Here is a 12226-nt window from a genome sequence, read left to right as displayed (position 1 = left end):
GGTTTCAGCGCGTTCGGCCTGGGTAGTTGGTGGGCGAAGTGGCTGAACGGAGGAATCATGGTGCTGGCCGATCGCGCGGACATGCTGCGGGTTCTCTGCCACGTCCGGTTCCCCGCTACCAAGCGGGAGATCGTGCAGCAGTGCGCGGAGCTCGGGGCCGGTCCTGAGCAGATGGACCGCCTCGACGAGCTGCCCGAGGGCACCTACGTCGAGGCCGACACGGTGCTGCAGGCCCTGCCGCACCCGCTGCACGACTGAATGATCACGTCTCCTCGTGCTGACGCCCGGTGAAGCACGCCGCGATGGCGCCAGCTGTAGTGATCATGCCCAGCGCCACCGAAGCCCACACCAGGCCGCTGGCCAAGGACAGCAGCGACAGCATCGCGGTCAGCGTGAGCGCGGTGAACACCAGGACTCGGCGCATCAAGCCCCAGCCCCGCTCACCTTCGAACCGCTCGAACTCCTCCGCGAGCTCGGGGTCTGCGGACTCCAGCGCGGTCTCGATCTCGGCGAGCATGTCCCGCTCGTGCTTGCTCAACATGACGAGCTCCTAGTGACGTCCCCTTTGACCCCAACGAGGTACTCGCTCCTCAACTGCCGCACGCGGCCCGTGGAGCTCATCCAGGCTCGCACGTGATCGCCTGCCGCCCCTACGCTGCAGTCGGGTGATTTCGGCCCGTCCATGGACCGCGCGGCGATCACTCTCCGTTGCCGAAGACTACGAGTAGTGCAGAACTCCTCCGACGCGCTGCGCGCCGAGCTCGTCCTGCAGCACCAGGACGTCCAGGTGCGCGGCGGTTTCCAGCACCGCCATCATCTGGTTGAACACGTCGAGATCGTCGAAGGCTCGCTCGCGACGGGTCCAGGTCAGCGCCCGAGCTGCCTCGTAGGCCGTGCTCGCACCGGCCGCGACGACCGCGGCGGTGGCCACCAGGCGCGCGTCGTGGTGGGCCAGCAGCTCGTCGACCCGATCGTGGACGCTGTCGGTGACGGGCCCGTGAGCGGGCAGCAGTCGCATGTCGGGCAGGCCGCGCACCAGCCACAACGAGGCCAGGTAGTCGCGCAGCGGGCTCGCGGTGGGTGCCTGCTCGAAGCCGATGGACGGGGTGATGTGCGGCAGCACGTGATCACCGGCGAACATCAGCCCGGCCTGCTCCTCCAGGAACACCAGGTGGCCGCGGGTGTGCCCGGGCGTGGGCAGCGCGCGCAGCCGCCGGTCCGCCAGGCCGAGGTCGGTGGCGGCGTTGATCCACGTGTCGGGCTTCTCCCAGACGTGGTTGCTCGGAGCGTCCGAGCGCAGGCTCAGCAGCGTGTCGCGGACCGGTTTGGCGCCGTGCTCGGCCAGGAGTTCCAACTGGCGGTCCATGGACCGGTGCTCCGGGGACATCAGCCGGTCGAGGGTGTGCCGCTCCTCCTCGCCGAGCATCACCTCGGAGCCGAACTCGCGGCGCAAGGTCAGCGCCTGCGTGTAGTGGTCGCGGTGCGCGTGGGTGACCAGGAAGCGGGTGATGTCGCCAGCACCGGCGCCGATCTGGGCGAGCGCCGCGTCGAGCTGCTGGCGGGATTCGTCCAGGGCCCAGCCGCCGTCGACGAGGGTCAGCGAGTCACCGTCTGCGATGGCGTAGACGTTGACCGCGCGGAGGCCGTCGTTGGGCAGCGGCAACGGGATCCGGTGCACGCCCGGTGCTACCTCGAACGCCCCAGGCTCCATCCACTCGTACCGCGACTCGAACATGGCGACACCTCCAGAGACCCGATCTACCAGCTCTACCACACATACCAACCGGTTGGTGTGTGGCAACGCTCACTGGTGCAGTACACTCCCCGAATCCGGATCACCCGTGCGTCCACTGTGGACGCGGGAGCGGACCTTGACCTTGTTGGCGCGAGCACCGCGGGTTCTCGCGGTGTTCAGATCGAACGGGCGGTGACCGCGTGTCGTTGCCGGAAGAGCTGTCCGAACAGCTTCTCGGGTCGATCATCGACGAGACCTACCCGCCCGGCGCCGCGCTGCCCTCCGAACCCGAACTCGCCGAGCTGTTCTCGATGAGCCGGCTGACCGTGCGCGAGGCCGTCAAGGCGCTGCGGGTGCAGAACGTCGTGCGCATCGAGCGCGGACGCGGCACCTACGTCAATCCGCCGGCCGAGTGGACCTCGCTTCACCCGATGATCCGCGCGGCGACGTCCCCCGGCGCTGATCCCGAGGTCGTCGCCGGGATCCACGAAGCGCGGCGGGTGCTGGAGTCCGGTATCGCCGAGCTCGCCACGGTCAAGCGCACCGACGCCGATCTTCGGCGCCTGCGCGAGCAGCTGCGGAACATGCGCGAGGCAGGCACGCCCGAAGCGCACGTCACCGCCCACATCGCGTTCCACCAGGCGATCGTGCGCGCCACCGGCAACGCCTTCGTCCCGCTGCTCTTCGAACCGTTCATGCGGCTGCTTGCCGAGCTGCCGGTGGAGAGCGGCCGCGGCGCGGTCGCGCGCCACGAGCGGCTGCTGACCGCGATCGAAGCCGGTGACCCGGCCCAGGCGCGTCGAGCCATGGCCGCTCACCTGCGTTCTCAGCAGGACCGACCGCATACCGCGTAACCTCGGCTGCGCGTGATCGTTGATCTTCCGGAAATCCCGGGAGGTTGGAATGCGTCGCTCATTGCTGGCCCTGCTCCTCGCCCTGCTGACCGGGCTCGCTGGCCTCACCGCCGCCGATGCCGCGCCGACCTCCGGGTGGACGGCCCGAGCCGAGGACCACCCGGGCTCGGTGACCGAGACCGACGTCGAAGTGCCGATGTCCGACGGCACCGTCCTGCGCGCCGACGTGCGACGTCCGGCCGACTCCGAGGGCAACCCGGTCGAGGGCCGGTTCCCCGTGCTGCTGACCATCACCGCCTACAACAAGTCGGCCATCGACGGTCCCGGCGCCGCGGCGATCGGCAGTGACCCGGGCTTCTTCGTCAAGCGCGGCTACGTGCACGTCACGGTCGACGCGCGCGGCACCGGCTCCTCCGGCGGCGACTGGCAGGCGTTCAGCGCGCGGGAGAACACCGACTCGGGCGAGATCGTGAACTGGGCGGCCTCACCGGAACGGCCGTGGAGCAACGGTTCGGTCGGCATGCACGGCGCGTCGTACATGGGCATCAGCCAGCTGTTCGCGGCGGGCAACCGGCCACCCGGGCTCAAGGCGATCTTCCCACAGGTACCGGCGGTGGACACCTACCGCGACGTGGTCGCCTCCGGCGGCGCGCTGGACGTCGGCTTCATCCCGCTGTGGCTGGGCCTGGTCACTGGAACCGGGCTGATCCCACCGGCTTACGGCCCCGCCGAGCCCGACAACGCGCTGCAGATGTACCTCGACCGCGTCCAGGGCGCCACCAGCTTCACCGCGCCGACGCTGCTGGAGGCCACCCTCGGCCTCAACGCCGCCTTCGACGGCCCCTTCTACGCCGAGCGCTCCCCCGCGAGCGTCCTCGACCGCATCGACGTCCCGACCTTCCTGGTCGGCGGCGAGTACGACCTGTTCCAGCGCGGCACGCCGATGGTGTTCGACAACCTCCAGCAGCGCGGCGTCCCGGTGAAGATGATCTTCGGCCCGTGGGACCACCTGCAGGGCAGCGGGGACGGAGTCGCCGAGGCCGGGTACGGCACGCTGCAGGACCTCCAGCTGCGCTGGTTCGACCACCACGTGCGCGGGCAGGCCGATCCCTCGCTGGACACCGACATCCCGCCGCTGACCTACCACGAGATCGGCTCCGGGCAGTGGTTCGAGGCCGACCAGTGGATCGGTGAGCAGCGCGCCCGAAGGTTTCAGCTCTCCGGCACCTCGATGCCCGGACTGCCCGGCGGGCTCGTGGATTCCGACCCGCGACCGGGCCGGAGCACCGTCGCACCGCTTCCCATCTCCGGGCTGTGCACGCGCTCGACCAACCAGTGGACCGCGGGAACGCCCAACGCCATCGGCATCGCCCAGCTGTGCCACGACAACCGGTGGAACGACCTCTCCGGTGCGGTCTTCGAGACCGGGCCGATGAGCGAGGCGATGCGGATGCGCGGGCCGATCAACGCCCACCTCCACGCCTCCACGCCCACCGGCAACGGGATGCTGTCGGTATCGGTGTCCTCGGTGGCACCCGACGGGACGGTCGACCGGCTCACCGGGGGCTGGCAGGTGCTCTCGCACCGATCCCTGGACGAGTCCCGCTCGCGCTACCTCGACGGCGAGCTGATCCAGCCGTTCCACCCGTTCACCGAAGATGCGCAGCGCACGATGGAACCCGGCGAGGTCGAGCCGGTCGACGTCGAGGTGTTCCCGACCGCCGCGGTCATCCCGCCCGGCCACAAGCTGCGGATCTCGGTGCAGGCGTTCGACGTCCCGCACCTGCTGCCCACGGTGCGCGACCTGCCCGCCGCGCTGTCGCCCGTTGCCATCCACAACTCCCCGGAGCATCCTTCGGAGATCACGCTGCCCGTCATCCCGGCCACGGAGGGAAACCGATGACCGTTGCGGTCACCGACATCGTCGACACCGCCCGCTACCCGCTCCACGATCCCGGCGGCGAAGGCTGGGTCCGGGCGGTGGAGTCCGTGCGCGCGGAGCTGCGCGAATCAGGGTGCAGCGTGCTGCGCGACTTCGTGGCCGCCGAGCACCGGGAGGCGCTGCGAGCCGAGTGCGCGAGCATCGCCGATCGCGCGTACTACGAGGAGCAGACGGTCAACGTCTACAACACCGCGCCCGACGACTCGCTGCCCGACTGGCACCCGGCGAGGCGGACCACGTTGCGCGGCAACGCCTTCGTGGCGCGCGAAGACATCCCGGCCGAACACCTCATCCACCGGCTCTACACCGACGAGCTGTTCCACCGCTTCCTCGCCGACTGCCTGGAACGGCCCCAGATCCACCCGCTGGAAGACCCGCTGGCCGGGCTCGTGGTCAACATCGTCAACCCCGGCAAAGAACACCCGTGGCACTTCGACACCAACGAGTTCGCGGTCAGCATGCTCACCCAGCAGCCCCGGTCCGGCGGGGTCTTCGAATACTGCCCGCACATCCGCTCGGCCGAGTCGGAGAACTTCGCCGACGTCGGCGAAGTGATCACCGGCGGCGGCCGGGACCGGGTGCGCGAACTCCCGCTGCGACCGGGTGATCTGCAGCTGTTCCACGGCCGGTACTCGTTGCACCGGGTCAGCGCGGTCGCAGGGGAAGTGGCGCGGCACTCGGCGATCTTCGCCTACAGTGATCGTCCAGGGGTGGTGGGATCCGCGGAACGCACCCGGCAGCTGTTCGGGCGGGTGACCGCGGCTCACGGGACCACTGCCCGCACCGACGACCTGCTCGACTGAGGCGTTCGTCGAAGCCCCGGCGGTGCGAGCCGCTCGGGGCTCACCAGGACGAGGGAGTGGCTCCGCCACTTCGAGACAAGACCTAGACACGATCGAGGTTGCTTTGCGCACCAGCACTTTCGGCAACGAGGACGCGCTCCCCCGGGTTCCGCTGCCCACGCTCGCAGACAGCGGCGCCAGGTTCCTGCAGTGGTGCGCGCCGCTGCTGAGCGAGGACGAGCTGTCCGCCACCCGGCAGGCCGTCGAGGAGTTCCTCGACTCCGCCACGGCCAAGGAGCTGCACGACACCCTGTCGGCCTACGCGGGCCAGGAAGACGTGCACAGCTGGCTGGACGAGTTCTGGCGCGACCGCTACCTGGGCCGCCGGGACCGGATCGCGCTCAACGCGAACTTCTTCTTCCTGTTCAACGACACCGACGATGACCAGATCGCCCGCGCGGTGCGGCTCATCGCGGCGTCGGTGGACCACAAGCTGGCGCTGGACACCGAGTCGGTGCCCCCGACGGCGCGGCGGGGGCAACCGCTGTCGATGCAGCAGCACCGGTACCTGTTCTCCACCACCCGCATCCCCCGCGCCGAGCGCGACGGGGTGCGGGCACCCAACACGCCCGAGCAGCCCGGTCCCAGCCAGGCCCGGCACATCGTGGTGTTCTACCGCGGCAACGCCTTCCGCCTCGACGTGATCGGGCAGGACGGAGTCCCGCACACCCTCGACGAGCTCGCCGAAGCGCTGCGCCAGGTCATCGCCACCACCGACCGCGGACCCGGAGTCGGCGCGCTGACCAGCCACGACCGCGCTCGCTGGGCGGCCAACCGGGAGGCGCTGCTGGTCGACAACACCGCCTCGGTCGACGTGATCGAGACGGCGCTGTTCTGCCTGGCGCTGGAGCACGAGCTGCCCGCCGACACCGACGGCAAGTGCAAGCAGCTGCTGGCCGGAGACCCGACCGACCGCTGGTTCGACAAGGGCGTCACGCTCATCGTGTTCCCCGACGGCTCGGCGGGCATCAACGGCGAGCACTGCCTGCTGGACGGCACCACCATCGTCGAGTTCGTCGACTCGCTGATGTCGGGCACCGCCGAGTCGCACTCGCAGTCCTCGGGCGCGGCCCCGCAAGGCGCGCCCGAGCTCCGGGCGCTGGAGTTCCGCCTCTCGCCCGAACTCTCCGGCGAGATCGAGGCGGCTGCGAAGGACTACACGGCCTACGCCGACGCCACCGCGACCCGCACCGCGCGCTTCGACGACTTCGGCTCGGAGCGTTCCAAGGCGCTCGGGGTCTCCCCGGACGCGTTCGTGCAGATGGCCTTCCAGCTAGCGCACCGGCGTTCCAAGGGCTTCACCGGCGCGACGTACGAGTCCATCGCGACCCGCCACTTCCACCACGGCCGCACCGAGGCGATGCGGGTGGTGACCCCGGAGGTCCTGGAATTCGTCGCAGTGATGGAGGACCCCGACGCCGACCGCTCCACCCGCGAGCAGGCGTTCCGGCGCGCGGCCGACGCGCACGTTACGCGCGCCAAGGAGTGCCAGGCCGGGGACGCCCCCGAGCAGCACCTGTGGGAGCTGCAGCTGATCGCCGGCCGCCGGGGACAGGACTTCGCACCCGCGCTGTACTCCTCGCCGGGCTGGCAGAAGATGCGCGACGACTACCTGAGCACCAGCGCCGCGCCGTCGGTGAACATCCAGTACTTCGGTTTCGGCGCCACCAGCGAGCACTGCATCGGAGTCGCCTACGTGCTGTTGCCGCAGAGCTTCAACGTGCACCTGAGCACGCCGCGCACGGTCGGCGAGCAGATGACCGCCTTCGCCGACCAGCTCGCCCGCGCGATCGACGAGCTCACCGACCTCGTCAGCACCGGATCATGAGCCTGATCGGAGAGCGCAAGGCCGACTTCAGCGACATCTACGCCCAGCCGGACCCACGGGCGTACGTCTCGACGCTGGACCGGTTCGAGTACCAGATCCCGCAGCGCGCCACCCCGATCTTCCGCGAGGTGATCGGGGCGGCGCGCCCCGGGCGCGTCCTGGACGTCTGCTGCTCCTACGGCATCAACTCGGCACTGCTGAAGTCCGCTCAGGACCCGCGCGAGGTCCTCACCCGCTACACCGATCCGTCGGCGGCGCGGTTGACACCGGCCGAACTGGCCGAATCCGACCGGCGCGACCTCACCGACGACCTCGACATCGTCGGCCTGGACATCTCCGAACCGGCGATCTCCTACGCCCGCGAAGCCGGCCTGCTGACCGACGGCTGGGCCGAGGACCTCGAGACCACCGACCCGTCCCCCGAGCTCACCAAGGGGATCGCCGACACCGGCCTGATCATCTCCACCGGCGGCGTCGGCTACGTGGGCCGCAACACCTTCGCACGCCTACTCGACGGGATCGACCGGCCGGAGGAGCTGTGGCTGGCGATCTTCGTCCTGCGGGTCTTCGACTACTCGGACATGGTCGAACTCCTCGCGGACCACGGGTTGGTCACCGAGCGCCTGCCGGAGACGTTCCAGCAACGTCGATTCGCCGACGCCGAGGAGCAGCGGGCAGCCGTGCACGACGTCGAACTCCACGGCCTCGACCCCGCGGGCAAGGAAGCGGCGGGCTGGTACCACACCCACTGCTACCTCACCCGCCCCCGCAACGCCCCACGCCCGAACGTCCTCCGCTGAGGACCAGGCCCGTGGAAGGGGAACGGCGTGCCAACACCGCAGCGTCGATCCCCTCCGACGTCGCCTGACGAGGCGAGGTGGTTCCGCGCCCAGCACGGCCACATCGAGCACCCCAGCGGCCGTGCTGCGCGCGGAACCGGCCTGCCTACCCTCGTCGGGTCCCTGCGCGGCGGCTTCGTTGGCGCGGTCGATCTCGCTCCTCCACCCAGGTCCGAAGCCCCACGAGCGCGTGCGCACGTCTTCCAACTGCCGCGGTCCCTCACCGGGGTGGTGCTTCCGATTTCAGTGGGAATCGGGGTCCCGAATTCCACTGGAATCGTGCGAACCACTGGTGAGGTGACCGTTGGTGACAGCCGGGGCCGGAGCGGGTGGCAGGTATTACTTGATCTCGCAGATCGTGGTGCCCTGGGTGACGGAGTCTCCGGGCTTGGCCGTGAGGCCGGTGACAGTGCCCGCCTTGTGCGCGGTGACCGGGTTCTCCATCTTCATGGCCTCCAGGACGGCGATCTGGTCGCCCTCGGCGACCTCCTGGCCGTCCTCGACCGTCACCTTCACGATGGTGCCCTGCATCGGCGCGGCGACCGCGTCGCCGGACGCCGCACCAGCGGCCTTTCCCGAGGCGCGCTTGCGCGGCTTGGCCTTTACCGCAGGAGCAGCCGAGGTCGCCGCGAACGCGGCGGGCAGCGAGACCTCCAGGCGGCGTCCGCCGACTTCGACGAGGATCGTCTGCCGCTCCTCGGGCTCCTCGCCCGCTTGGGCGGCACCCGCGAAGGGATCGATGGTGTTGTCGAACTCGGTCTCGATCCACCGGGTGTGCACGGTGAAGCCGTCGGTGCCGACGAACGCCGGGTCGCGCACGATCGCCCGGTGGAACGGCAGGACCGTGGCCATGCCCTCCACCTGCATCTCGTCGAGGACTCGGCGAGCGCGCTGCAGCGCCTGCTGCCGGTCGGCGCCGGTGACGATGACCTTGGCCAGCAGCGAGTCGAACTGGCCGCCGATGACGCTGCCGGTCTCCACGCCCGCGTCCACGCGGACGCCCGGGCCCTGCGGGGCGACGAACTTGGTCACGGTGCCGGGCGCGGGCAGGAAGTTGCGGCCCGCGTCCTCACCGTTGATGCGGAACTCGATGGAGTGGCCACGCGGTTGCGGGTCGGCGCCGAGGTGCAGCTTCTCGCCGGAGGCGATGCGGAACTGCTCGCGGACCAGGTCGATTCCGGTGGTCTCCTCGGAGACCGGGTGCTCGACCTGCAGGCGGGTGTTGACCTCCAGGAACGAGATCGTGCCGTCCTGGCCGACGAGGAACTCCACGGTGCCCGCGCCGTAGTAGCCGGCCTCGGAGCAGATCGCCCGCGCGGCTTCGTGGATCCGGCTGTGCTGGTCCTCGGTCAGGAACGGCGCCGGGGCCTCCTCCACGAGCTTCTGGTGGCGGCGCTGCAGCGAGCAGTCGCGGGTTCCCACCACGACGACGTTGCCGTGCTGGTCGGCGACCACCTGCGCCTCGACGTGGCGCGGTCGGTCCAGGTAGCGCTCGACGAAGCACTCACCGCGGCCGAAGGCGCTCTCGGCCTCGCGGACCGCGGAGGCGAACAGCTCCGGGATCTCCTCGATGGTGCGCGCGACCTTCAGGCCGCGACCACCACCGCCGAAGGCGGCCTTGATGGCCACCGGCAGCCCGTGCTCCTGGGCGAAGGCCACGACGTCGTCGGCACCCGGGACCGGGTCCTTGGTGCCGGGCACCAGCGGCGCCCCGGCGCGGGTGGCGATGTGCCGGGCGGTGACCTTGTCGCCGAGGTCGCGGATGGCCTGCGGCGACGGGCCGATCCAGATCAGACCGGCGTCGAGCACGGCTTGGGCGAAGTCGGCGTTCTCCGACAGGAAGCCGTAGCCGGGGTGCACCGCGTCCGCGCCGGAGCGCTTGGCGACGTCGATGATCTTGTCGATGTTCAGGTAGGACTCGCCGGGCGTGGAACCGCCCAGCGCGAAGGACTCGTCGGCCAGCCGCACGTGCTGCGCGTCGGCGTCCGGCTCGGCGTAGACCGCGACGGAGGCGATGGCCTCGTCCTGGCAGGCGCGGATGACCCGCACCGCGATCTCACCGCGGTTGGCGATCAACACCTTGCTGATCGGCGTCACGTCCACAGTGGTCAACTCCTCATGTACCCGGCGCGGCGCCGGAGCAGGCGGAAAACGTCAAGTCTGGGAACGAGGTTCAGCCCGGTAGGGCCGAGGCCCGCCACCCGTGCGGTCCCGGCCGGAGCGGGCGGCGTCCCGCCGGGTGGCGCACCGCCGCGACCGGGTCGCCCCACATCGACATGGGCTCGGGCGCGTCCTCGGGAGCTCGGGCGGCGGCCGCGCCGGCCAGCGCGGCTGCCACGGCGGCGATCTCGACGTCGTCGGGATCGCCGCGCACGATGCGCAGCACCGGCCGCTGCGGGGTTCGCTCGCTCATCGGATGGCTCCTTGCTTCGCTGATCACAGCGGGATGTTGCCGTGCTTCTTGGCCGGCAGGCTCGCTCGCTTGTCGCGGAGCATGCGCAGCGACCGGGCCACGTAGCCGCGGGTGAACGACGGCGGGATGACCGAGTCCACGTAGCCGCGCTCGGCGGCGGTGTAGGGGTTGCACAGGGTGTCCTCGTACTCCTGCTGCAACCGGGCGCGCAGCGCCTCGATGTCCTCGCCGGCTGCGGCGGCGTCGGCGAGCTGGCGCCGGTAGAGGATGTTGGCCGCGCCCTGCGCGCCCATGACCGCGATCTGCGCGGTGGGCCACGCCAGGTTGATGTCGGCTCCGAGGTGCTTGGAGCCCATCACGTCGTAGGCGCCGCCGTAGGCCTTGCGGGTGATCACGGTGACCAGCGGGACGGTGGCCTCGGCGTAGGCGTAGAGCAGCTTGGCACCGCGTCGGATGATGCCGTTCCACTCCTGGTCCGTGCCGGGCAGGAACCCCGGCACGTCGACGAAGGTCAGCACGGGGATGTTGAAGGCGTCGCAGGTCCGCACGAAGCGGGCGGCCTTCTCGCTGGCACCGATGTCCAGCGTCCCGGCGAACTGGGTGGGCTGGTTGGCCACGATGCCGACCGGCTGTCCCTCGACGCGCCCGTAGCCGGTGATGATGTTCGGCGCGAACAGCGAGGAGACCTCCAGGAACTCCTCGTCGTCGACCACGGTCTGGATGACCTGGTGCATGTCGTAGGGCTGGTTCGGCGAGTCCGGCACCAGCGTGTCGAGCGCGCGGTCGGCGTCGGTGATCGCGTCCGCGATCGCCCCGGTGCCGGTGTCGGCGCCCTCGAAGACCGGGGCCTCGGAGAGGTTGTTGCTCGGCAGGAACGACAGCAGTTCCTTGACGTAGCCGATGGCGTCGTCCTCGTCGGAGGCGAGGTAGTGCGCGTTGCCCGAGCGCGAGTTGTGGGTGTGCGCGCCGCCGAGCTCCTCGAAGGTGACGTCCTCGCCGGTGACGGTCTTGATGACGTCCGGGCCGGTGATGAACATGTGCGAGGTCTTGTCGACCATCACGGTGAAGTCGGTGATGGCCGGCGAGTACACCGCACCACCCGCGCACGGCCCCATGATCAGCGAGATCTGCGGGATGACGCCGGAGGCGTGGGTGTTGCGCTTGAAGATCTCGGCGTAGAGGCCGAGCGCGGCCACGCCCTCCTGGATGCGGGCGCCGCCGGAGTCGTTGATGCCGATCAGCGGGCAGCCGGTCTTGAGCGCCATGTCCATGACCTTGACGATCTTCTCGCCGAAGACCTCGCCGAGCGAGCCGCCGAAGACGGTGAAGTCCTGGGAGAACACGCACACCTTGCGGCCGTCGACGGTGCCGTAGCCGGTCACCACGCCGTCGCCGTAGGGGCGGTTCTCCTCCATCCCGAAGTTGGTGGAGCGGTGCCGCGCGTGCTCGTCGAGCTCGACGAACGAGCCCTCGTCCAGCAGCATGTCGATGCGCTCGCGGGCGGTCTTCTTGCCCTTCTCGTGCTGCTTGGCCACCGCGCGAGCCGAGCCGGCGTGCACCGCCTCGTCGTTCCGCCGGTACAGATCCGCCAGCTTGCCCGCGGTCGTGTGGATGTCGGGCACATCAACCGGCGGCTGACCGACCGGCTCCGTCGCGCTGCTCATGCAACCAACCTGTCCTCGTTACCTGCTCGGTCCCAGTATCCGCGGGTCTGCGCGCAGCCTGTCGCCGTCGGTGCGGCGGGCGGATCTGTCTCGCCGGAGATTAATTGCC

11 protein-coding genes are annotated in these 12226 nt (G+C 70.2%); 6 read left to right on the top strand and 5 right to left on the bottom strand.

The genetic code is table 11. The features are described 5' to 3' along the window. Positions 1-57 precede the first annotated feature (57 nt). The gene (locus tag E1161_RS15645) at positions 58-258 is read left to right on the top strand and encodes a DUF2795 domain-containing protein (RefSeq protein ID WP_132624027.1); all 201 of its coding nucleotides are present in this window, start codon (positions 58-60) and stop codon (positions 256-258) included. Positions 259-262: 4 nt separating this feature from the next. Here the strand turns inward: E1161_RS15645 and E1161_RS15640 are convergent, their stop codons facing one another. Next, positions 263-541, bottom strand: coding sequence for a DUF3040 domain-containing protein (locus E1161_RS15640; protein WP_132624026.1), 279 nt, complete (start codon positions 539-541; stop codon positions 263-265). A 177-nt stretch (positions 542-718) separates the two neighbouring features. Next, positions 719-1735, bottom strand: coding sequence for an MBL fold metallo-hydrolase (locus E1161_RS15635; RefSeq protein ID WP_132624025.1), 1017 nt, complete (start codon positions 1733-1735; stop codon positions 719-721). A gap of 200 nt (positions 1736-1935) precedes the next feature. Between E1161_RS15635 and E1161_RS15630 the strand changes: the two genes are divergently transcribed. The 5 genes from E1161_RS15630 to E1161_RS15610 all read left to right on the top strand — a co-directional run bounded on the left by E1161_RS15630 (position 1936) and on the right by E1161_RS15610 (position 8001). Then, positions 1936-2589, top strand: a complete 654-nt coding sequence (locus E1161_RS15630; protein WP_132624024.1) for a FadR/GntR family transcriptional regulator — start codon at positions 1936-1938, stop codon at positions 2587-2589. Between the two features lie 49 nt (positions 2590-2638). Beyond that, entirely contained in the window at positions 2639-4492 is a 1854-nt protein-coding gene (locus E1161_RS15625; RefSeq protein ID WP_132624023.1) for a CocE/NonD family hydrolase, read from the top strand. Further along, on the top strand, positions 4489-5334 hold the full coding sequence (locus E1161_RS15620; protein ID WP_132624022.1) for a HalD/BesD family halogenase: 846 nt from the start codon (positions 4489-4491) through the stop codon (positions 5332-5334). The genes E1161_RS15625 and E1161_RS15620 overlap by 4 nt, the downstream gene beginning before the upstream one ends. A gap of 103 nt (positions 5335-5437) precedes the next feature. Further along, positions 5438-7201 (top strand): choline/carnitine O-acyltransferase, encoded by a 1764-nt coding sequence (locus tag E1161_RS15615; RefSeq protein ID WP_235875052.1) that lies wholly within the window; start codon positions 5438-5440, stop codon positions 7199-7201. Next, positions 7198-8001: a hypothetical protein gene (locus E1161_RS15610; RefSeq protein WP_132624021.1), complete on the top strand. Its 804-nt coding sequence runs from the start codon at positions 7198-7200 to the stop codon at positions 7999-8001. The genes E1161_RS15615 and E1161_RS15610 overlap by 4 nt, the downstream gene beginning before the upstream one ends. A 378-nt stretch (positions 8002-8379) precedes the next feature. Here E1161_RS15610 and E1161_RS15605 read toward each other — a convergent pair whose 3' ends face one another. The 3 genes from E1161_RS15605 to E1161_RS15595 all read right to left on the bottom strand — a co-directional run bounded on the left by E1161_RS15605 (position 8380) and on the right by E1161_RS15595 (position 12117). Beyond that, positions 8380-10143: an acetyl/propionyl/methylcrotonyl-CoA carboxylase subunit alpha gene (locus E1161_RS15605; RefSeq protein ID WP_132624088.1), complete on the bottom strand. Its 1764-nt coding sequence runs from the start codon at positions 10141-10143 to the stop codon at positions 8380-8382. A 70-nt stretch (positions 10144-10213) separates the two neighbouring features. Further along, on the bottom strand, positions 10214-10453 hold the full coding sequence (locus E1161_RS15600; RefSeq protein WP_132624020.1) for an acyl-CoA carboxylase subunit epsilon: 240 nt from the start codon (positions 10451-10453) through the stop codon (positions 10214-10216). A gap of 23 nt (positions 10454-10476) precedes the next feature. After that, a complete protein-coding gene (locus tag E1161_RS15595) occupies positions 10477-12117 on the bottom strand; it encodes an acyl-CoA carboxylase subunit beta (protein ID WP_132624019.1) in 1641 nt (546 codons plus the stop codon). Positions 12118-12226 lie beyond the last annotated feature (109 nt).

Source organism: Saccharopolyspora aridisoli, assembly GCF_004348445.1.
GTDB lineage: Bacteria > Actinomycetota > Actinomycetes > Mycobacteriales > Pseudonocardiaceae > Saccharopolyspora > Saccharopolyspora aridisoli.
Note: the sequence above shows the minus strand (reverse complement) of the source record. Positions and strands in the feature narration are given on the sequence as shown.